The sequence below is a fragment of the Leptospiraceae bacterium genome (assembly GCA_015075105.1).
In the GTDB taxonomy this organism is placed as follows: Bacteria; Spirochaetota; Leptospiria; order Leptospirales; family Leptospiraceae; genus JABWCC01.
In genome coordinates this window covers 349,645-371,800 of record JABTUZ010000001.1, presented here as the reverse complement: position 1 = coordinate 371,800, position 22,156 = coordinate 349,645, and the positions used below count along the sequence as shown (strand labels likewise).

Below are 22,156 nucleotides of genomic sequence, written 5' to 3'. Positions count from 1 at the left end.
ATTAGAGTGCAAATTTTACACCGATACTGCCTTGCTTATTGTTTCCTTTTAAAATCATAGCCTCGGCTACTACTTTAAATGTCAGTAGATTAATTTCCATTCCAACAATTCCATAGTCGATTCTTGCCTTTGATTTTCCAAACCCTCTGAATTCTAAACCAAGGTTAGCTGCGGCAGAATCGGTAGAAGGAATCGCCGGTCTTCCCGAATTTCTAAGAAGCTCGCTTGCGCTTGCAGGGTTTATGGTATTTAGAATAGAGCTACTGGAAGGATCCATAGGATTTACAATAGTGAAGGGCCCTGTTCTGGAAAGGTGAAGTTGTGCGTCTGCATTGTTAAAACTAGTTCCTGCTCCAGCAAAAATTGTAAAAATATAAAAAAATCTAAAACCGGTTCTAATGTCAATAGGAACAGAAGAAGCCTTAGAATTGAATTCGAGTAGATTGTTCCCTGCCCATTTTCCGCTCACAAGACCAAACTTAACTGTAGGAGATTTTACTTCTTGGTAAGTCAAGCTCATTTGAAAGTTTTGCTCGTTATAGCCAATTCCAATATTCAATCCGGTAAACCCGAACATATTCATTCTAGAGTATTTTTCTTTTAGGAGCTGAAAGCGAAGCATTAGCCCTCTGCTATTTACCGCAAGTTTTCCGTGTGTTTGGAATTTACCGGGCTTTGACTTCACGTAGTCTTCTAAATCTTCTGTTCGATTGATTCCGTGTCCATAGAGGCTGATTCTGTGTAAAAAAGTGCTGTCGTCACCGGATTGGTCAGATTGCCCTTGACCAAATAAAAATCCGAGATTGACCCCACCCATTACAAATGGAGAAACCCCAATCCCTGCATTTGGCATGGGAGGCAATTCTATGTCGTTGTATCTTACGGTTATGTCTCCACCCTTGACTAAGGCACCCGAAATACCCGCACCAATTTCAAATCTATTTACGTGACCCCTGCCAATTAGCCCTGTGTTTGAGTTGGAAAGAAGAGCAGCTTTAGTCATGGAGTCTGAAAGAGCGCCTATGTATTGGTTTTGAAAAGTCCCACCAAGTCCATTAAGCTGGTTTAAGTAAGTACTCGGAATAATATTGCAGGAGGCACCATTGCAATAGACTTGCGCTTCTAATTTGCTGAAATTTATAGAAATAACGGTAAAAACTATTATAAAATAGAGTTTTGATTTCTTCATTGGGTTCACACTTTTTTTATTTGAAATTCTTCTATTTTCAACTATTTTATTTTAGTAAATTTTTTATTAAATATGGACAAAAAAATCAAAAATTTTTTAGTTTTTCCTAAAATTTATACAGAAAAAATTGGCAAGAAAGAGGGAAATAATGACTGAATTTGAACCTGTTATAGGTCTTGAAGTCCACGCACAACTAAATACCCAATCCAAGGTTTTTTCTACCAGTTCGTGTGCTTACGGAGGATCACCAAATACTCAAGTTTCACCGGTTTGTTTTGGTTTGCCGGGAGCTTTACCGGTTTTGAATGAATCTGCGCTTAACAAGGCAATTGTAGCAGGGCTTGCCTTTGGGTGTAAGATTTCTCTTTTTACAAAATTTGATCGAAAAAATTATTTTTACCCGGATTTACCGAAAGGCTACCAAATTTCTCAATTCGATAAACCAATTGCGCTTGGAGGAGAAGTTCATTTTCAGATCAAAGGAGAAAATGAATCTAAAAAAATAAACCTTACGAGGATACATATCGAGGAGGATGCGGGAAAACTTATACACTCTGCCGATCCAAACACAAATGTTTCCTATGTAGATTTAAACCGTGCAGGAACTCCACTGATTGAAATTGTTTCGGAGCCTGAAATTCGATCTTCTGATGAAGCTTATTATTATCTTTTAGCACTGAAGAATATTTTGAGGTATATTCGGGTGTCGGATTGCAATATGGAAGAAGGCTCTCTTCGTTGTGATGCAAACGTTTCTATTCGTCCGGTTGGTTCAAGCGAGTTTCGCACAAGAGTAGAAATCAAAAACCTAAATTCTTTTAAAGCAGTCAAATCTGCAATCGACTACGAAATAGAATGGCAAAAAGAAGAGTATCTGAAAGGTAATACTTTTTCTCAACAGACTAAGCTATGGGATTCTACACTATTAAAAACAGTTCCCATGCGATCTAAAGAAATGGCACACGATTATAGATATTTTCCTGATCCTGATCTACCGGTAATTATTTTACAAGAAAAATATGTAGAGGATTTAAGAAACACTCTTCCCGAACTGCCTTCCGAAAAAAGAAACCGATTTGAAAAAGAGCTTGGACTTCCTTTTTATGATTCGGAGGTGCTTACATCTGAAAGAGAGATTGCAGAATTTTTTGAAGAAGTTGTAAAAATCTCAAACGATCCGAAAAAATCTTCCAACTGGGTAAAGGATGAAGTTCTTGGGATACTAAACAAAGAAAACGAAGATATCCAAAATTTTCCTATCGAGCCAAAAAGATTAGGGGAAATGATTCTACTTATCAATGAAGGTAAAATTTCAGGAAAAATAGCAAAGATTATTTTTGAAGAAATGCTTGTTTCAAAAGATTCGCCTACTGAAATAATGACCAAGAAAAATCTTGGAGTAGTTCGAGATGACAAAGCAATCGAGTTGATTGTGGACAAAGTGATTTCTGAAAACTCTGAAGCTATCGATTCTTATAGAAAAGGGAAGGAAAGAGCACTTGCTGCACTTGTAGGTGCAGTAATGAAAGAGAGTAAAGGCAAAGCAGACCCGGGTATTGTGAATAAGATGATTCTCGAAAAAGCAAAAAAGATAATCGAAGCAGGAGAATTACCGTAATTTTACAAGAAAATTCTATTTTTTGTCGATTTAGTAAGTATCAAGGTATGAAAAGTTGATAAAAAAAATTCATTGTAAAAAATGCGTATTGTGTATTTTTCTATTAGTTGCGTTCACTGTAAATTGTGGTCATTCGGTAGGCGAGTTTGGGTGGGCTGTAACCAAATCTGAAATAGACGACCCTATGTTTCATTTCACAAATGTTCATACAGATTTTATCATGGCCCGAGAAAATCTGACTTTTGAGATAGACGACACTATCCATTATATTTACACCCTACCGCCTGGGAACTTATTTAGTTTTTTGGATTTTTCGGGATCAGGAGAATACAAAGTTGCCCTTGACAAAGAATCTCTCGGTTTTGTAGAAATTGATTTAAAAAGAAAAAAAATTGAGCAAGGAAACAATTTGCTTCGTGGGAGTTTTTCTGATCTTGAGCCAGGAAATTATAGAATAAAAATTGTACTCGAAGAAGAAGTTATAGACAGTCTTGATTTTAAGGTTTTGCCAAAAGATAGTTACTATTCTGGATTGGACGAATCAGATTCCGGTGGAAATGAAACGGATGAAATCATAAAGTATTCTAAGTAGCTAAAATTCCGGTTCTCTGTAGATTCCGTCTCTCTGAATAGAGTCTAATCTAGTAATATTTTTTATGGAATGGGCAATGTCTTCTTCTGTTCCAATTTGCAATATTTCTTCATATATGGATCTTACCTGATTCAAATTTCTTTCTGATTCTTCTAAGGCACATAGCCTCGACAAGACTTCGATCAGTTTGATTTTTTTGTATTTAGTTTTTATTATGTTTATTTTATCTATGGCTTCATTCTGACGAATTTCAAGGAGACGATATTTTGCGAGAACTTCATCGTTTGTCGAAGCAAGTAAATCTTTCTTGGTTTCGAGCAATTCTTTTCTGATTGTAACGTGATTTTTTGTCTCGTTATCTAAATTTTTTTGTAAATCAATAGACAACTCACGGGCTTTGTATAGATTTTCTTTTTCTTGGTCGCTGTATTTTTGTAGGTGCAGAAATTTTGAAATTCCGTGGTAAGCGTTAAATTTTCCTGTTTTCAATTCTAAAGAATCTGAAAAGGATAGTGTGGATTCATCTATAGTTGCAACATAGTTAAGCCAATTTTGATAATGCAATGCACTCTTTTCAAAATTTCCGAGTTGCTTTTCATAGAACCCGGCAATTTCAAATTCTATGGAAGATTTTTTTTTAGGGTCAGTTTCTTTTTGCAAATACCTTTCGTAAAAATTTCCTGCTAGTACATATCTTTTTAAATCAGAATACAAGATTGCAATTTTTAAATCTGTTTCTTTGCCGTTACTTGAATTCGATGAATTTGTATTTATTAAATTTTCATGTTTTAAATAAAAGTCGAGGGCAGTTTGTTTTTGTCCTGCCATTAGAGATTCATCTGCTATTGATTTTATCACTTCTTCATTTTCAGGATCTATTCTATAGGCAAGTTCTAAAATTTGTTTGTATGCATGAAAATCTGTATTTCTTTTGTAGTCAAATAAAACAAAAATTCCTTTTCCAACAGTGGATGTTTTATTTATAATTTTTTGCCTTTCTTTGTTTTCGTTTTCTATAATTTTAACAATTTTAGCAAATCTTAACAGAACGGCAGAATTTTCTTTGATTTGCTTTTTATAAAATGGATCGTAATTGCTTTTTTTTGAGTTAGAGTAAGTGTCTTCTTTTTCTTTGAGGAGGTTTGTTTGGGACTTGATTTTATTTTGAAGCTCGAATTTTTTTAGTGAGAAATCATCTCGATTGATTTTATTTTTTGCATAATTGGATTCCATTTCATGGAAATCGTCTTGTAGCTTTTTTAAATCAAATTCAGATTTTTTCAATTCTGTAAAATTTATTTTATGAGTATCTTTCTTTAGAATTTCTTCTTTATCGGAAATTTCGCTCCATCTTTTATCGGAGATATAGTATTCTTCTGTGGGTTTAAAATTTTTATAACGAAAACCTTGCAAATACGATTCGATCGCCTTGTGGTAGATTTGTTTTTTTTCATACTGAGATGCCAATTCAATATGAAGGTTGTAGAGAATTTCGGAATCACGAGTTCTTCCTGAATTGGTTTGTCCTGTAAGCAGCTCGTGGATAAAAGCCTGAATGGATGCAGGATCGGATTTGATATTGTATTTTCCACCTCTTAGTTTATCTTCCCAAATTCTTTTTTCTCCAATAAACTGAGAATAGTATTTATTTAGTATATTTGTAACTTCTTCTATCAGTTTATCCGGAGAAGTAGCCGGGTCGTTCTTTAGAGTAGAAAGTTTGGATAACTCTTCAGAATTAATAACTTCGTGCGGGAGTTTGTATAGTCGTTTGAAATCGTTTCGTTCATCTTGCTCCCCGGCAAAAATAGAAATTGCGAGAATACAGAATGAAAAAAAGACTTTCACTTAGATCGTGCTAAATTGGCAGGAGTCAACTCGTGCAGCTCTGAAAGTTCATCTGTGGTGAGTATTTTTTCAATATCCATGATGATGATAAATTTATTGTCTTTCTTTGCTACGCCAACAATGTAACGAGAAGAGATTCCTCGGACAGAAGGAGGGGGAGGATCGATCTGAGTGCTTTGAAATCGCACTACATGGGATACCTTATCAACAATGATTCCAAGAGATTTCTCTCCAATTTTTACAATAATCGCTCTATCCAAAACACTCTCTTCTGTTCTTTTGTTCATGAGTTTTTTACTGAGGTCTATCATGCTCACTACTTTTCCGCGAATATCCATAAGACCCACGAAATAGTCTTTGGCTCTCGGGACTTTGATTAAATCGGAAATTTTTACAATCTCTTCTACATTCAAAATAGAAATTGCATACTCTTCCTCACCTATGCTAAATGTAATGTATTGTTCATTGAGTGTGTCTTTTGCCATTGTAAACCTTTAATATTGTGTATATCCTGTATAGAAAAAATAAGAGCCGATTCCCATAAATAAAAATACTTTTATCATTAGTGGACTTCTATCTCTAATAACCCAGTCTAAACCCCCGAAAAAAAAACCAAAACCGGCCAAGGTAGCTCCAAGTATAAAAAAATCGAAAAAGTGGTAGTAAATTGCAACACCAAGCGAAGAGCCTAATACAAAATCGTGCAAATCACCCCAAAATCTTTTTTTAAATCTTTGACGAAGTGTACCATACTTTTCAATTCTTTCAAGTCTTTGTCGTTTTAATCGCTCAAAAAAATTCTCTTTTTTTACAAGTTCAAAATTTTCAGAATGCTGGGAAGAATCGGGGATATAAGAAGGCTTCCCAAGTGAAGTTCGGGAGATATCATAAGCACCACCAAGGGATTCTAATAAATCGTTGTCCGGGATGCAAGAAAAGATATGCCTAAACGGGTGGATCCGGTTTTTTATTGAACCAGATCTGCCAGTTGTTATATCTTTTTCGCGGATAATAGAGCCTTGCTTAATATTTGCAGAAAAAGCTCTACCTCTCTCCCCGGAAACTTCTACATATAAGTGCACAAGTCTTTCGTGATAATTAAAGTCCGCTTGAAGTACATCTCCATCCGGGGTTATCGCTTTATAAGACTTGTGAAACCCTCTTAGGGAGGATTTCCCTTTTTTCCACCATTTTCTATAGGCTTGAAAATCACCTTCACTTAACATATAGTAAAACTATCGGTGATTTCAAAAACCTACTTAAGAATATTGAAAGTTTAAAAAGGGTTATTTCCCTTTCTTTTTGTGTCTGTTTGCCCTGCGTTTTTTCTTACGCTTGTGAGTTGCAATTTTTTTTCGTTTTCTTTTCTTACCGGAAGGCATTCACCTCTCCTAATTCTTTACTTTCAAGTTCAGGAAATTATTCCAAATACTTTTGTAAACTTCTATTTTTTCCAAGTTCACTAATCATCTTTTTTATTTCACTAATTCCTGTTTTTGAGCTAACCAATATTACGTCTTCTTCTTCGACTAAAATTAGATCATTTACCCCCAAAAATGCGATAAAATCCTTCTTTGTTGAAGAAATATTGCCTTTTGAGTGAAAATAGTGCACAGACTTGCCTTTATGGTGGTTGTTGTTTTTATCTCCGGGAAGGACTCTTTCCAAGGAAATCCATGAACCCACATCGTCCCAAGAAAATAGAGCTTTCACCATACGAATTTTGTTACTTTTTTCCATGATGGCAGTATCAATGGCTTCTGAAGGAAGAATTTTAAATACAGTCGTCAGATCTCCAAAATTTTTAAAAGGAAAAGCAGACTTTAAAGGATTATAAATATAAGGCGCGTGCTTTTCAAATTCAGAAAGAATTGTTTCCGTTTTCCAAATAAATATACCCGGATTCCAATAAAAGTTTGGTTTTTTAATATATTTTACGGCTAATTTGTGTTCGGGTTTTTCAAAAAATGCTTTCACTTGAAATCCGTTGCTGGAGGCCTTTCCGACGGAAAGATAACCATAGCCTGTCTCCGGTCTGTTTGGTTTTACTCCGAGAAGTACTAAGTTGTCCTCTGCTTCAAGGATTGCATTTTGAATTGTTTTGGTAAATTCTTTCACAGGATCTATAAATGCATCCGCAGACAAAACAATTTGTACAGGGTTTTTGTACTTGGCTTGAAAATACAAAGAAGCAAGGGCTACAATTGGTGCTGTATTTTTCCCTTCAGGCTCTATAATAAAATTCTTTTCAGGAAAACTTTTTTCCTGTTTTAGGATTTCTTTTTTGAGGGTAGCATTTGTTCCAATATATATTCGATCGCGGGAAGTTAGTGTTGCTGCTCGATCCAGAGTTTCTTTTAACAGGGTTTTAGAAGAGTAAACTTTTTGCAGTTGTTTTGGAGAAGAAATTCTGGAGGTCGGCCAAAATCTTTCTCCCTTCCCTCCTGCCATAATCAATACAACCGGTTTTTCGTTTGGTGGGATCATTCTATTTCCTTTGGAATTCGTTTTGGTTTGATTTTGTCTTTTAGAGCTTCTCCGATATATTTTTCATTTGGAAGAGCAATTACTTGAACTTTTTCCGAAAGTCTGTCTGTGAGTGCAAATTCTTTCAAGTCAGGATATTTTTTTAAAAACCCTGCTGTTTTTTCTAATCTCTTGAAATAGGCTTCGTCTTTTTTGGTTTGTTCAATCGCAATCCCCTCGCCTCGAATACTCGCATTGGCTCTTTCGATTCTTGCTCTAATTACTAAGTCGGTACCTGCAAAAAGTCTCAAGTACACCTTTGGGTCAGGTAAGTCTAATTTTGAGATTCTTACATTTTCAAAAGTAAATCCTTTAAATTTGGATTTCGGGTCATTAAGATCGGTAAGTATATTTTTTTCTGTATAGTCAATAATTCTATTTTTTAATAAGGGCAATTCTGTAGGGTCTTTGTATAAAGCGCTGAAAGAAATTGAGAATTTTTGTTGTACAAATTCTGAAGCAATCTTTGAGATACTCTCTTCTTTTCCGTTTGCTTCAGAAAAAATTTCATCCAGACTTTCCGGTGAAATAGAATAGGAAGCCGTGTAATTTAAAATCAAATACCCTTCGTCTCCCATTTCAGGAAAAAGCCCGCCACTCAATTCTTTTCGGATTGGAACTGTTACGCTACGATTTTTTATTCTTAAAGTACTGGTTGTAACGAGTCCCGGAACCAATTTTTCAGGAATAAAGTGAAACCCTTCTTTTGTAATTGTTTCTTTGACTACACCGGAGGAAGTACGAACTATCAATGTTTCACCGGATGCCAATCTATACACTGATTTGTGTAGTACAAAAACTGCAATAGTTACAAAAAATATTCGGAAAAATGAATTAAAATAATATCGCATGAACCAAAATCTAACCGATTGTTTCTTTATTTTCTTCCGGTTGTAATTTAATTGGTTTTGCTGGAATAATAGTAGATATACCGTGCTTGTAAACTAAATTTTGTTTGCCGTCATTTTCTAAAACTAAAGTAAAATTGTCAAAACTGACTACTCTGCCTTTTAATGGGACTCCGTTTAGAAGATAAATTGTGAGTTCAATTTTTTCTTTTCTTGCAGTATTTAGTAGATGGTCTTGAATATTGTTTCTGGTTGACATATTTTACCTGTTTTATATTTTTTTAGATAATCTAATACGCTCTCTTTAGAAACCGGTTTTAAAATTTTTTCTTTTCTAAACCAAGTAATCTGTTTTTTCGCATAATTTCTGTGAGATTTTTTTAGATTCTCCCGTAAACTATCTATATCTAACTTTCCTCTGATAAATTCAAGTGTAAAATTATATCCAAGAGTATTAAAAGCCGGACAATTTTCTCCATATTTTTTTAGAACCTTTCTTGTTTCATCTAAAATTCCATTTTGAATCATTTCTTCTGCTCGTTTATTAATTCTATTGTAAAGGGTTTGTCTATCTTCGTCTAAAAAAAAACCTGTTATTTGAAGATCGTCTCTATTTAGAACGCCTTCTTCTCTTGTGTTTTTTAATTCAGACCATCTCACCCCTGAAAGATTCACTTCTAATGCTCGAATAATTCTATATTCATCGTTTTGTGAAAGATTTTTTGAAGCCTCAAAATCCAATTCTTTGAGTAAATCCCATTTTTCGCTCTTTGCCATACTTTCTATTTGATTTTTTATTTTTTCAGAGATTGATGGAACAGGATACATGCCATACAAAAATGCTTTTAAATAAAACCCTGTTCCACATACAATTACAGGGATTTTATTTTTTAGCAAAATCTTGTTTAAGGAGTCATTAGCAAGTTCTACAAAAATATTTGCGTTTATTTTTTCTGATGGAGAAAGAAAATCTACTAAATGATGCTCGATACACTCTCTTTCTTTCAGGGTTGGTTTTGCAGTTCCAATATCCAACTCTTGATAAATTTGTCTTGAATCAAAAGAAATTACTTCAAAGATTTCTGGGTTTAATTCTGATACAATTCCTGTCTTTCCTGAACCAGTAGGTCCTGAAATAACAAAGAGATTGGATTTTTTCAGTGCCCTTCATCCTCTTCGATTAATTCAGTCTCACCCTCTTCCATTTCAAGGTCTGCGTCTTCGACGATTTCTTCGCTTTGTTCGTTTATACCTAAATCTTCATCGACTACGTCAAACTCTGTAACCTTAGGAGTTACTTTTCTGGTTTTTACAACCGGTTTTTGAGTTTGATCTACACCACATTTTGGACAAGTTGGAGGTAAATGACCTAAATCGTAAAATTTTGTATCACAATTGTAGCAGGTATGCTTTTTCCCAAGTCCTGAGCCTTTTGAAGTAGTCTTCCCGCTTGATTTGGATTTCTTTTTAGAAGAAGGAGAAGCTGTCGGCTTTTTTTTGACAATGGGTGTTTTGGTTTTGGGTTTGGGTTTCTTTTTTACCATAAAAAAGAGACTAAAAACATTTTATCCGTTTTTATGCAACTATTTCATTGCTTTTATTTATATTTTTTGAAAATTCTTGAATTTATACGGGAAATTTGTACTTTTTAGTTTTTATGCTATCATAAAAACACAATCGAAAATTAAGGATATATTATTGAAATCAGCAATTAATCTTAAACAAAAGTGGCACAAAATAAAATAGTTAATAATTTTGGATTGTAAATGATCAAATTAAGTGTAAACGTAAACAAAATAGCAACTCTCAGAAATTCTCGTGGAGGAAATATTCCAGATATTTTAGAATTCTCTGAGATTATTTTGAATTCGGGAGCCTATGGGATCACTGTCCACCCGCGAGAAGATGAAAGGCATATTAAAAAAACAGATGTATCCGAATTAAAAAATTTTCTAAACACTTACAATCAAAAAATATCTCAAAAAAAAGAATTTAATATTGAAGGTGAGCCGAGTAAAAGGTTTTTAGATATAATTTTTGAAAATCTTCCCGATCAAGCGACCTTAGTTCCTGTTCATCCGGGAGAAATCACCTCTGATCATGGCTTTGATTTACAAAAAGACTCTAAATTTCTATCTCCTATCATTCAAAAAATCAAAGAGAAAAATATTAGAGTATCTTTATTTGTAGAAGCAGGAGCAGAAAATCTAAACATTGCAAAAGATATTGGAGCAGATAGAATTGAATTGTACACGGGGCCTTTTGCTTTTCAGTTTGAAAAAAGTGTGGAAAAAGGAAAAGAAGCATTCATTCTTTTTGAAAAAACAGCTATGGAAGCAATGAAACTTGGGCTTGGAATTAATGCAGGGCATGACTTGGATCATAAAAATTTAATGGTGTTTAGGAATCTTTCCGGTCTTGAGGAAGTGTCTATCGGTCACAGACTGATTTCTTACGCCTTGCACGTTGGAATTGAGAATTCTGTGAAAGCCTATCTTAAAGCTCTTTCGTTAAGTTCTTAAATTTCTCAAAAAATTTATCCTGCTCAATCAAAAGCCTTGCTGCCTTGTTTATGGAATGATAAAGGTGTTTATGTTTTTTGTCTTTCACTAATCCGTTTTGAATTTCTTCAAAAAATAATTTTAATGTTTCTTTTGCGGTAGTGTAGTCTTCCGAAGAAATACTTTTTCTAAAATTCAACCAGTGCTTTGTAAGATTTTTTTTGGGAGGCTCTCGTAAATTGGGTTGTGTTGTATCCAGATAGCTAACCGTATCCCAAACAGGACTAAACTCATGAGAATCTTTCTTTTCTTTTAAGAAAAAATTTTTGTAGTTGATTTTTGCATTTTTTACGTTATGCGAAATCATTTTTAAAGAATCTTTAGAAAGACAGTTTTCGTATTGAGGGGAATGCAGAATTTCTTTTGTAATATATCCTCTGGAAATTAAAAACTCAAATTCCAATAGAGCAGACTTTTCGTTATTGTTCTTGCAATAGATCGATAGTTTTGTAAAGGAAGAGGCAATTTCGTTTTCTTCTCCGGGGTAATCGTTCTGAAGTGCCTCTGTGTCCTGTAATTCTATGGCAGCTTGCCTTAGCATGTCAAGATATAGCTCATCCTTGGGATTTTTCAGGACAGCCTTTTTTGCAAATTTATACGATTCATTAATTTTTTTTGAATAAAAATACAAAACAGATAAATTGTAGCAGGATAGGGCCTCCAACTTACTTGTAGAATTGCACTTTTTTTCAAGTGCAGAAAACGCATCTTCTCTTTTTGATTCAGAGCCGTAAAAATCTATAAATACTCTTTCTGAAAATTTCCAATATTCAGGAGTTCCGGGTTTTTCTCTAAATAGAGCAGTAGAACAATTGGCAAGGAAAACAATAAAGCAGATACAAAGGTATTTCATTTCTTATGTAATTCTATTGTACTTTAAAATTCTTCGTGTCAAGATAAAAATTGCAGAAAAATGACTATTGACATAACTATGGGAAGGAAATATATTTGTTTTCAAAAGATTTGAATTATTAAAGAGGCATTTTTGTGAAATTTCTAAAACTGTTTTCCGTATCTATTTTTTTGATTTTATCGCTTACGATTAATTGTGAGTCAAAAGCAAAGAAATCTCCACGCTCCTACGATTTTACTTCCCGCGATTTTGAGACAGTAGTCAGCACAGTTGAAAAACAATATATCGAGAAAAATATCCATGTAGATCGTGCCTATACCGATGCTGCAATATTTGCGTTAATGTCTCTTCCTCACGCTTTATTTTTATACCCTGAAAGTTATTTTAAAGATAGAGCGAAATACGAAGAAGTAGAAGAGATTTTTCCGGGAGAAACTTTTAAAATATCTCCATCCGACAGATTTGTGATATTTAATCCTGATTATACAAAAGTAGAAGAGCTTCGTAAAAAAAAGTATCAGGCCGAAAGCTCAAAACCTAAAATTCAAAATGATGAATTGAAGAAAATGATGGAAAGAGAGCAGATTAAAAAATCAATTCTCGCATCTCGTTGGGAGCAAATTCATTTTTCCAAAAAAGATTTTGATCGTGTAATCGCTTTTGTTCAAGACAATATATCAAAATATAGAGAGTCCCCATTTAAAGATCCGATGTTTGAAGTGGATGAAGAAGCCGATAAAAAAAGTGAATTTGGAATGAAGGATGTTTATCTTGCTGCCGCCAATGGATATTTGAATTCTTTGGATCCTCACTCAAGTGTATTTTTAAAAGAAATGTGGGAAGAGTCAATGGCTAAAATTCAAGACTCTACCTTTGAAGGTATAGGGGCAATCCTCAGTGGAGGAGGACCTCGCGAGGTAATCATAGAAAATCCTTTGGAGGGAAGACCCGCAGTGAAAGCCGGCATTCGATCTGGGGATGTTATCCTTGCAGTTGACGGCAAAGCCGTGAAAGGATTGTCTTTAGATAAAGTAGTAAAGAGAATCAAAGGGAAAAAAGGTACTAAAGTAGTGCTTACTCTGAAAAGAAAAGGCTCGACTCAGCTGTTTAATATAGAAGTAGAAAGAGCAACCATCGAGATGAAAAATGTAACCAAAAATTTAATAAAAGACCACGAGCATATTGGCTATATTAAATTAACCGGTTTTGTAAAATCAAATACTGAATCATCCGATAGAGATATAAAAAATGCGTATAATGAATTGGAAAAAGAAGCTGCAAAGAAGAATATCAAACTAAAAGCGTTGGTTTTAGATTTGAGGAATAACGCAGGTGGCTATCTCGATCTCGCAATTGATATAAGCGATATGTTTTTATCTAAGGGAGTCATTGTAAGTACCGGTCGGGATCAAGGCACTGAAGAGGCAAGAGCAGAACCGAATAATGAAATCACAAATCTACCAATGGTAGTATTGATTAATGCCAAGTCAGCTTCAGCAAGTGAAATTGTGGCAAGCGCATTGCAACACCACGGAAGGGCATTGCTGCTTGGTGAAAGAACTTTTGGAAAAGCCACTGTGCAAAAGTTAATTGATCCTCTTCCGGGTAATAGAGATTTTGTTTTAAAGCTCACCCAATCCAGATACTACGATCCTTCCGGGATGACTATTCAAGTAGTAGGGGTAAATCCTGATATTGAAGTGTCCGCAGAAGAAGATGGGAGTTTCCCTTTTCAGTATAGAGAAGAGAATATGTGGGCTCACCTTCCAAAAATTGAATCTGACAAAAAACATAAAACATATTTTAATTTAGAGAAACTGAAAGACTGGGTAAAGAAAAAAGGTATGTCTGAGAGTTTTTTACAAAAGCATAAAAACGATCCTATAAAGCCGGACTATCAATTGATTCGTTCCTTGGATTACATTGAGGCACTTATTGCTGTGAAATAATCGGTGCTTTGAATTGCATAAAAAGAAAACAGATTTTTTAATAATCGGTAGTGGTCTTGCCGGATTATTTTGTGCGTTAAAGCTCGCAAAATTCGGTGAGGTCACTATTGTCACTAAAAAATCTGATTTTGAATCAAACACAAATTATGCACAAGGTGGGATCGCATCTGTATTCGCCAAGACTGATAATAAAGAAAGTCATCTGAAAGATACCTTAGAGGCAGGTGCTGGGCTTTGTGATTTGGAAGCCACTCGTATATTAGTTGAAGAAGGACCAAAATCAGTAGAAGAATTAATCACTCTTGGAGTGCCGTTTAATAGGGACATTGATGGGAATTTAGATCTAGGACTGGAAGGTGGACACAGACACAAAAGAATTGTTCACGCATACGATAGAACAGGAAGAGAAGTAGAAAATAGCTTGCTATCGGCAGTGAAAGCAAATGGAAATATTAAAATCTTAGAATACCATACCTGTGTTGACTTAATCACCCCACATCATATAAAGAAAAATAAAAATAAAACTAATATATGCTATGGAGCTTATATTTTACAAATCAGGAAAGGTGAAATATTTCCCCTTCTTGCAAAAAAAACAATTATCTGCACGGGAGGTGCCGGACAAGTGTATCTTCATACAACCAATCCGGAGATTGCGACAGGTGATGGAGTTGCCTGTGCGTTTAGAGCAGGTGCAATTATAAAAAATATGGAATTCTATCAGTTCCACCCGACTTCACTCTACCACGAAAACGGAAACTCATTTTTAATTTCTGAGGCGGTCAGAGGGAAAGGGGGAATCCTTCGACGTTTGAATGGTGAAGCGTTTATGAAAGAATACCACGAGATGGGAGATTTAGCACCACGAGATATTGTTGCTAGAGCAATTGATAACGAGTTGAAAAAAAGAGGAGAGACTCATGTTCTCTTAGATGTAACTCATTTGATTAAACCAGAAATTATAAAATACTTTCCTTCGATTTATGAAAAATGTAAGTCGCTTGGGATTGATATTACCGAAACTCCGATACCGGTAGTACCCGCAGCTCATTATATGTGTGGAGGGATTGAAACCGATGTATGGGGCAAGACAAATATTCTAAATTTATACTCTTCCGGTGAGGCAGCGTGCACAGGCGTGCATGGCGGAAATCGTTTGGCATCTAATAGTTTATTGGAAGGACTCGTTTTTTCTAATCGGATTGCAATGGATATAGAAAAAGAAAAAACTGTATTTTTACAAGAAGCTAATGAAGTGCCTGAATGGAATAAAGAAGGTATGATTAATACAGAAGAATGGGTTCTTATTTCGCATAACCTTCACGAAGTAAAAACTATTATGAGTAATTATGTTGGGATAGTTAGAAGTAATCTTCGTTTAGAAAGAGCAAAAAGAAGAATAGAGTTGATTTTTGAAGAAGTAAGAGATTATTACAATAGGACAATTATTACAAATTCCTTGTTGGAACTCCGAAATATTTTGCAAATAGCCGATCTCACTATTCGATCTGCAATCCTCAGAAAAGAAAGTAGAGGACTTCATTTTACAACAGACTATCCTGAAACCAGAGAGCCTTCCAGAAATGATACAATCCTTCGATCAAGTTAAAAAATTTTATACTTTAGGAATTTCTTCTAACTTAATATTTTTTAGAAAATCTTCTTTAAGCAATTTTGTAGATTTTTTTCTATCACAGATTTCTTGATTCACACCAGATTGATTTTTGTTTTTTTGTACATAGACTGCATTTTTTAACTCTAATGTATTTTTCAAATTTTGTATATTGGTTTTCTTGTGATCTCTTCTTTTAACTAAATATTTTTGACTATTTTCAACAGGCAAGCAAACTTTTGATGTTTCTTCTGAAGAAAGCGATACGGTTAGAGAAATAAAAGTAAAAATTAACAAATATTTACAAAATAATTTCATCTTATACCTCTATAATGAATTGATAATTCCAGTTTTATAGAAATCATTTTCTTGTCTATAAAATTAGAATCATTCTAATATGAAATTAAAATTTTATCTTTTTGAGTTAAGTCGGGTTTTTTCTTTCTTTTTCGTCGGGTTTTTGTCGTTTTAGTCTGTTGTAGCGGGTTGTTTTCTCTTTGAGAGGTAAGCTCCCCGCAATCGTGGTTACCGGGTGGAACTCCATTCTCGAAGAATCTGGTGGGGAGAATTATGTCCCATTCGGCAAGGTCAAGCACTAACAAAAGAGTAAAAAGAGCTGTCTTTGTGGTGCCAAGCCAGTCTGCAAGAATGCCAAGCTCAATCCAGTTATTTATTCAAATTCTTCTTTTGCAAATTTTGTCCGACTTCTTGATACGCTTTCTTTACTCTATCCATTTTCTCAAAAGTACCCCAAAGAATCACATTTCTGTATCTGTTCAGCAATGCGTGTAAATATTTTCGTCTCGAAAAACCCGTTGTTCTTCTATTGAACTCGTCCATATATTTTGCTGGAACAAGCAAGCTCGATTGGGTTTCTGCATATTTTTGTGGGTTCATAAATTTCTCCTTAAAGTAAATTTTTCTGCTCTCATTTATAAGGTAAAAAAAGTTTGCTTTAAAAAAAAAAATTTTATCGTTTTTTAGAATTTTTTCTTCAGTTTTACATAAAAAGTCCTAAATTTGCACTAAAGGTGTAATTTTTTTTAATCCCCCAAAAAAGTGGAGTTCCCATATTTTTGCATAAAAGGTTCACAATTGGTATAAAACATGCACTTTACTGAAAAGAGTGGAGATCCCACATTTTTACACGAAAAGTATAAAATCTGCACTAAACGCGAAATTTCAAAAACTCTACTAAAGCTCAAAATTTCATCCTAAAAGATAAACCTATTAGACAAAGATTTCCAACTCCACAATTCCAGCCTTCAGACCTCAGTCTTTCAGTCCTCTGAATTGGATCTCCACATTATTCAACTACACTAACCCACCAATTTATAAGCAAAATCCGTTTGGTCTAGAAGAGCAGTCAAAAGCAAGGCCTCTTGTCACACCATCAGAGCCTTTACCGATAATAGATGACCCGTTTATTTTTCCTGCAATCGCATTGTCAGAACAAGCAGAATATGAAGCATCGCAAAAATATGCTTTAAATTTTACACTATTGTCTGTTGCTTGTTCTGCCCCAAGTCCAGAAAATCCAAGATGGTTACAACTACTTGATGTCGCATAAGCCTTAGCCACTGCGGAAGCTCGATTTGTAGAAACAGAATCCATGAGAGCTTTATAATTTAAGTCGTAGTAATTGGTAGCCGTCATGGCTCCATAAAATGAATCAACACATTTCCCTTGAAATGTTGCAGGATCTACTTTAGCAATATACACCACCGATCTTAAAGTCTCTGTTAAATTAGTTTGAGAGTTCTGCAAAATAGAAAAAATCAATGCTCCTCTCGAATCTTCTTTGTTCGATTGAATGTACGCACAATTGGTAACCAAAGCAAGGATTGTGCAAATAAAAATATTTTGAATATAGTTTTTCATATTAGGTTTCCTTGAAATTTTTTCATCTTTCTACTCTCGTTTCTAATTTATCCGGTGGAGTAACTCCTGTCCAAAAAGTTCCCTGCAATTGGAAAAAAATTTGGTTGTTATTCAAATCATAACTTTGTCTATATGCGTTTGTGCCCAATTCGTCCTTGATTACATTAAAAAATAATTGTGCTTTAAATAAATGTCTATCTCCAAAAAAATTTAAACCAACCCAATACAGTTTGAATATTTCATTTTGAGAATAATTTCCATCTCTATTAAAATCTGCTTTTAAAAAATCGTATCTCGCTACAGGCATAATCCATTTCCCAAGCACAGGAATATTGTAACCAACTGTTATATGATGACTTCTAATATTATTGGAAGCTGCACCTGAGAAATAGGATATAGCACCGTTTAGATAGAAGTGTTTATAAGTAAAAGTAGTGTCATAATTATGTGCAACAAGACCCATATTGGCTCTCGCTAAGTTTGCACCGGATTTTGTATTCTGAGATGTGAAGTCAACAGATGTGTTTAGAAGAGCACTGTTAGCTGATGAAGTTGGCGTAGTCCCGCCCACCGGGCTTGCCTGATAGGACGTTAGTTGCAATGTCTCCATATTTCTTGGCTGAGCTTCTATTGGGAAATTTGAACCTATCACCTTGTAGTTTTTTGTTTCTGTAATAGCAGCACCTATAGACCATTTCATCTCACTTTGAAAAATCTCTTCTCCTTCCTGCCAGCCAAGGTCTTTTCCATTTTCATTAATCAGTCCACCAAATACATTGTATTGAATTCTACCTGTATATAATGGAGAAATAATTACCGGAACGGTTCCACTTCTGGAATACGTTGTGTCAATTCTTCTACCAAATCCATTATTTCCTCCTCCTCCATGCCCATCAGAAATCATTCCCGACAAGGTCAAATATCTTTCATATTTTTTGCCAAGAATATCTGCAAGAGGCATCCACTGAAACGAAATCCCATTATCAAAAAGAGGCAAAGCATTTGCGATCAAGGTTCTTTCTAATGCAATAAAATTAGAAGACGACATGAGCATCTCTCGATTGAATTGTAGATTAATCATACCAACACTTACCCTGATATGAAAAGGAAGGTTTACATAAATAAAAGCATTTTGTATAAGCCCTCTCGCATCTTTTAAACTTGGCTGACTTGTGAGTGCGTTTGCTTTTGTAGAGCATGTAGAGTCGGCACAGACAGAGGTTGTGCTGCCCGGGGTCAAATAAGGCGATGCGAAAGCATTTTCTAACCTGAGGTTTATAGTAGTTCCCCACCACTTATCACCCGCATACATAAAGCCCAACCTTGCTCTTCTAATCGACCAATCCACTGAATTAAAATCCCTGTGACCATTGTTGTAAGCAGATTGAATTTGCCCTGAGACTCCGTGTACTTGAAGTCTTCCCACAATTGTCAGTTTTTCATTTTTTAAATTGGACGGGCGATTGACTAAAGTATTCGGGAATGGCTCTATCTTTTCAATTTCTGAATCAGAGATAATGCGTATTTTTTTCCGATTTGTGCCCGGCTTTGTAAATACTTGACCGGTTTCTGTGTCTTCATAAATCTCTAAACTATTTTTTGGAAGATTTCCTTTTTTCTCTTCTTTCGTATCTATCAGCTTTGTTTGTCCTAAAATTTTAATTACCGGAAAAATAAAAAGTATTAGAATTACAAAAAAATTCCTTGAATTCCTGTTTAATATCATATTCGTAATCCCTTATTTATGATTTTTATATTCCTACGATGACTTAATTAGAATACAATCAGATTACAAGTAAATTACAGTAGTGTAAAAAATAGAAAGCCCCGACAAATATATTTACCGTTAAATATTTTTTCTAAGTGAATATTCTCTTTCTTTGAGATTTAAAAAATAATTATTTAGTGACTCGTTCAATTGCTGCGATTAAATTCTTTTTAGAGATAAGTCCGCTATGATCCCATTCTTTTTTTCTATTCCGAAAAATATAAAATACAGGAACTCCTTGAATATTGTATGCCTCTTCAAGTTCTTTGCTCTTATCAATGTCGATTCTAATTACAGTCAAATTCTTTTGGTATTCTTTTGAAACTTCATCTACGATAGGTGCCATTTGAATGCAGGGAGAACACCATTTAGTATGAAAGTCAACGAGTACAGATTTTTTTGTTTCGATAATTTTATTAAATTCGGCAAGTGACATCTCTTGTATTTTGTCGTCTTGGATTTGTGTCGGTTTCTCCACTGAAAAACCATTACCCACCCAGCTTGAAATCCCACCGCTTAGGTTGTAAATTTTAGTAAACCCATTCTTCTCCAAAATCTTTGACGCATTCAAACTTCTACTTCCCGATCTGCAATAGATATAAATCGGTTTGTCTTTTTGAATTAAATTAATTTTTTTCTCGAAGTCCTTATCATAAAAGTTCACGACACTTGCATTTCTGATTTTTCCTTGAGCAACTTCTTCCGGAGTTCTGACATCCAAAACAATCCCATTGTCCAACTGAATAAGATTATTAAACTCTATTGCATTCACGTTGTGTATCAAATTCATTGCATTTTGATTTTTAGCTTCACTGCAATTATTCAAAAAAAATAATACAGCTATAGAGAATGTTGTTATTTTCATAATTGTCACCCTTATTTGCAATATTTTCCCTACAGTCTATTTCGAGAAGAAGATTTTTAGAGAAATAACAATCAATAAGACACTAAAAATTTTTCTAATTATACTCTCCGGTATTCCAATTGCAAACTTAGAAGAGAGATAACTTCCAATCATAAAGGTAACTGCAAGTACCATCGCATAATTTATTTTTACGTACCCTGCTTTATAATAATTGTATGCTGCAAATATTCCGATGGGTGGCAATAATACTGCAAGACTTGTCCCTATCGCTTCTTGTTGGTTCAAACCTAAAAAAAATACTAATGAGGGAATTAAGATCAAAGCTCCACCAATTCCGAGTAATCCTCCCATGACACCTGTAATCATTCCGATAACAACTAATACAACAAAAATTTGAACATTCATATTCACTTTCTTTTCCTGTTTCTAAAATTTTTAAACAAAACGATTCTTTCCCAAAAAATCATCAGTTCGCTAAAATCCATTTTCATGGTTACTGACTTCCACTTTCAAGGTTTTTTTATTTGCAGTTCGATTCGTCTATCGTTCCCCTTGTGAAAATTACGGTAATTCTAATTTGATTTTAAAATACCGATAAAATTATTGGAACAAAAGAGTAAACAATATATGAATCCATCTCTATCTACAATTTTACTATTGTGCTGTAGTAATATTTTTATGACTTTTGCTTGGTACGGCCATTTGAAAGGCCTTTCCGATAAACACTGGCTCATTGCTGTGTTTGCAAGTTGGGGAATCGCATTTTTTGAATACCTCTTGCAAGTCCCTGCAAACAGAATCGGACACAGTGTTATGAATCTTGCACAACTAAAGATCATTCAAGAAGTGATTACGCTAACTATTTTTTTTCCGTTTGCAATATTTTACATGAAGGAAAAACTTTCTTTGGATTATCTATGGGCAGCGCTTTGCATGGTAGGAGCTGTATTTTTTATTTTCAAAGACAAGGGAATTTCAGGTTAAATTTTTCACCTTGAAAAATTCATCGGCAGAATTTCTGCCAATGAATTTTTTAGCATCAGGTTTTCAGAAAATTATTTTTTTGGAATAAAAGCCGGTATCCCATTTTCTTTTAACTGATTTCTTAGGCTTTCAGCTTTTTCTCTGTTTGGGAAATCTCCGATTTGTACAATGAAACTTCCTTGTCTTGGATACATGTACACTTTTTGTTTGTAGTCTCCTTTTAAAGATTCCTGAAATTTCATCGCCCGATTTTTTTCTTTAAACACACCAACTTGTACAGTGTAACCTCTTGGGCTTTGTTTTGTTGCAACTTTTCTCTTAGGTGATTTATCGGTTTTTAATTTATAAGGCCTCTCATTGGAATCCTCGACAACCTCTTCTTCTTCGTCGTCCAAAGAGCCTGAAGACGAGTCATCTATATCTTCCGAATCTTCATCTTTTTGCAGAGAGTCTTCACTTTTCTCTTCACCTTTTTTTACAAGTGTGATTCCTACTTTGGCAACTCCTGAATCTTTCATATTCAATATTTCAGCTGCTTTTTCAGACACATCTATAATCCTTCCTTCTACAAACGGTCCTCTATCATTAATAGTGACTACTGCTTCTTTATCGTTTTCTAAATTCCTCACTCTTACAACAGAGCCTAAAGGGAGAGTTTTGTGTGCAGCGGTCAACTTAAACCTATCGTAGCTTTCTCCGGATGCAGTCTTTTTCCCATGAAATTGTTTTCCATACCACGAAGACATCCCAATCTCGTCAAATTTCCCGGTATCTTTCTTTTGCGGAATTTCTTTTGAATCATTATTCGCCATCAAGTTTGGCTCATCCAATTCATTTTGAATAGATCGAGTAGAAGATTCGTCTCCGTCCCGAAAAGACCTTTCCTTCTTTTGAGGCTTGGAAGAATCTTTCTCAAAGAAAATATCATCCGGATCTCCGGATGCACTGATTTTGCGACTAGATTCTGTAGTACTGCAAAAAGTTTCCAAAAGTAAAACTAAGAATATAATATATTTTGCCATTTTTTTCCCCTGACACAGTTTATCTTGTTTCTAATTTCGG

General features: G+C 34.6%; 23 protein-coding genes. 6 read left to right on the top strand and 17 right to left on the bottom strand.

Features of this window, described 5'->3' with window-relative positions; translation table 11 throughout:
- Position 1: 1 nt before the first annotated feature.
- Entirely contained in the window at positions 2–1,189 is a 1,188-nt protein-coding gene (locus HS129_01890; GenBank protein MBE7410807.1) for a hypothetical protein, read from the bottom strand.
- Positions 1,190–1,337: 148 nt separating this feature from the next.
- Between HS129_01890 and gatB the strand changes: the two genes are divergently transcribed.
- Positions 1,338–2,807 (top strand): Asp-tRNA(Asn)/Glu-tRNA(Gln) amidotransferase subunit GatB, encoded by a 1,470-nt coding sequence (gatB, locus tag HS129_01885; protein ID MBE7410806.1) that lies wholly within the window; start codon positions 1,338–1,340, stop codon positions 2,805–2,807.
- A 55-nt stretch (positions 2,808–2,862) separates the two neighbouring features.
- On the top strand, positions 2,863–3,399 hold the full coding sequence (locus tag HS129_01880) for a hypothetical protein (protein ID MBE7410805.1): 537 nt from the start codon (positions 2,863–2,865) through the stop codon (positions 3,397–3,399).
- Here the strand turns inward: HS129_01880 and HS129_01875 are convergent, their stop codons facing one another.
- The 8 genes from HS129_01875 to HS129_01840 all read right to left on the bottom strand — a co-directional run bounded on the left by HS129_01875 (position 3,400) and on the right by HS129_01840 (position 10,165).
- Positions 3,400–5,247 carry a hypothetical protein gene (locus tag HS129_01875; protein ID MBE7410804.1) on the bottom strand — a complete coding sequence of 616 codons (1,848 nt, stop codon included), beginning with the start codon at positions 5,245–5,247 and terminating at the stop codon, positions 3,400–3,402.
- Positions 5,244–5,732 carry a purine-binding chemotaxis protein CheW gene (locus tag HS129_01870; GenBank protein MBE7410803.1) on the bottom strand — a complete coding sequence of 163 codons (489 nt, stop codon included), beginning with the start codon at positions 5,730–5,732 and terminating at the stop codon, positions 5,244–5,246. Before HS129_01870 ends, HS129_01875 begins: the two co-directional genes overlap by 4 nt.
- A 9-nt stretch (positions 5,733–5,741) precedes the next feature.
- Entirely contained in the window at positions 5,742–6,473 is a 732-nt protein-coding gene (locus HS129_01865; GenBank protein ID MBE7410802.1) for a hypothetical protein, read from the bottom strand.
- A gap of 193 nt (positions 6,474–6,666) precedes the next feature.
- Positions 6,667–7,698, bottom strand: coding sequence for a mannose-1-phosphate guanylyltransferase (locus HS129_01860; GenBank protein ID MBE7410801.1), 1,032 nt, complete (start codon positions 7,696–7,698; stop codon positions 6,667–6,669).
- A gap of 32 nt (positions 7,699–7,730) precedes the next feature.
- On the bottom strand, positions 7,731–8,624 hold the full coding sequence (locus tag HS129_01855) for a hypothetical protein (GenBank protein MBE7410800.1): 894 nt from the start codon (positions 8,622–8,624) through the stop codon (positions 7,731–7,733).
- Positions 8,625–8,634: 10 nt separating this feature from the next.
- Complete coding sequence (hfq, locus tag HS129_01850) at positions 8,635–8,880, bottom strand: RNA chaperone Hfq (protein ID MBE7410799.1); 246 nt, start codon at positions 8,878–8,880, stop codon at positions 8,635–8,637.
- Positions 8,844–9,782 carry a tRNA (adenosine(37)-N6)-dimethylallyltransferase MiaA gene (gene miaA / locus HS129_01845; GenBank protein ID MBE7410798.1) on the bottom strand — a complete coding sequence of 313 codons (939 nt, stop codon included), beginning with the start codon at positions 9,780–9,782 and terminating at the stop codon, positions 8,844–8,846. Before miaA ends, hfq begins: the two co-directional genes overlap by 37 nt.
- Positions 9,779–10,165 carry a TIGR02300 family protein gene (locus HS129_01840; GenBank protein MBE7410797.1) on the bottom strand — a complete coding sequence of 129 codons (387 nt, stop codon included), beginning with the start codon at positions 10,163–10,165 and terminating at the stop codon, positions 9,779–9,781. The genes miaA and HS129_01840 overlap by 4 nt, the downstream gene beginning before the upstream one ends.
- Before the next feature lie 222 nt (positions 10,166–10,387).
- Here HS129_01840 and HS129_01835 point away from each other — a divergent pair, with 222 nt between their 5' ends.
- On the top strand, positions 10,388–11,143 hold the full coding sequence (locus tag HS129_01835) for a pyridoxine 5'-phosphate synthase (GenBank protein MBE7410796.1): 756 nt from the start codon (positions 10,388–10,390) through the stop codon (positions 11,141–11,143).
- Here the strand turns inward: HS129_01835 and HS129_01830 are convergent.
- Positions 11,118–12,035, bottom strand: coding sequence for a hypothetical protein (locus tag HS129_01830; GenBank protein MBE7410795.1), 918 nt, complete (start codon positions 12,033–12,035; stop codon positions 11,118–11,120). The two genes, HS129_01835 and HS129_01830, sit on opposite strands and share 26 nt — an antisense overlap.
- A gap of 134 nt (positions 12,036–12,169) precedes the next feature.
- Between HS129_01830 and HS129_01825 the strand changes: the two genes are divergently transcribed.
- Positions 12,170–13,984 carry a S41 family peptidase gene (locus HS129_01825; GenBank protein ID MBE7410794.1) on the top strand — a complete coding sequence of 605 codons (1,815 nt, stop codon included), beginning with the start codon at positions 12,170–12,172 and terminating at the stop codon, positions 13,982–13,984.
- A gap of 13 nt (positions 13,985–13,997) precedes the next feature.
- Positions 13,998–15,593, top strand: a complete 1,596-nt coding sequence (nadB, locus tag HS129_01820) for an L-aspartate oxidase (GenBank protein MBE7410793.1) — start codon at positions 13,998–14,000, stop codon at positions 15,591–15,593.
- A gap of 6 nt (positions 15,594–15,599) precedes the next feature.
- Here nadB and HS129_01815 read toward each other — a convergent pair whose 3' ends face one another.
- From HS129_01815 to HS129_01790, 6 genes are all read right to left on the bottom strand, one after another.
- Positions 15,600–15,914, bottom strand: coding sequence for a hypothetical protein (locus HS129_01815; protein ID MBE7410792.1), 315 nt, complete (start codon positions 15,912–15,914; stop codon positions 15,600–15,602).
- 348 nt (positions 15,915–16,262) lie between these two features.
- The gene (locus HS129_01810) at positions 16,263–16,493 is read right to left on the bottom strand and encodes a DUF1564 family protein (protein ID MBE7410791.1); all 231 of its coding nucleotides are present in this window, start codon (positions 16,491–16,493) and stop codon (positions 16,263–16,265) included.
- A gap of 435 nt (positions 16,494–16,928) precedes the next feature.
- Complete coding sequence (locus HS129_01805; GenBank protein MBE7410790.1) at positions 16,929–17,477, bottom strand: hypothetical protein; 549 nt, start codon at positions 17,475–17,477, stop codon at positions 16,929–16,931.
- Positions 17,478–17,499: 22 nt separating this feature from the next.
- The gene (locus tag HS129_01800; protein MBE7410789.1) at positions 17,500–19,203 is read right to left on the bottom strand and encodes a hypothetical protein; all 1,704 of its coding nucleotides are present in this window, start codon (positions 19,201–19,203) and stop codon (positions 17,500–17,502) included.
- A 172-nt stretch (positions 19,204–19,375) separates the two neighbouring features.
- Positions 19,376–20,110: a thioredoxin fold domain-containing protein gene (locus HS129_01795; protein MBE7410788.1), complete on the bottom strand. Its 735-nt coding sequence runs from the start codon at positions 20,108–20,110 to the stop codon at positions 19,376–19,378.
- 36 nt (positions 20,111–20,146) lie between these two features.
- Positions 20,147–20,515, bottom strand: coding sequence for a sulfite exporter TauE/SafE family protein (locus HS129_01790; GenBank protein ID MBE7410787.1), 369 nt, complete (start codon positions 20,513–20,515; stop codon positions 20,147–20,149).
- Between the two features lie 222 nt (positions 20,516–20,737).
- On the opposite strand from HS129_01790, the gene HS129_01785 reads away from it, so the two are divergent.
- Positions 20,738–21,094, top strand: coding sequence for a DMT family protein (locus HS129_01785; protein MBE7410786.1), 357 nt, complete (start codon positions 20,738–20,740; stop codon positions 21,092–21,094).
- Between the two features lie 71 nt (positions 21,095–21,165).
- Here HS129_01785 and HS129_01780 read toward each other — a convergent pair whose 3' ends face one another.
- Positions 21,166–22,116: a septal ring lytic transglycosylase RlpA family protein gene (locus HS129_01780; protein ID MBE7410785.1), complete on the bottom strand. Its 951-nt coding sequence runs from the start codon at positions 22,114–22,116 to the stop codon at positions 21,166–21,168.
- Between the last annotated feature and the right edge of the window lie 40 nt (positions 22,117–22,156).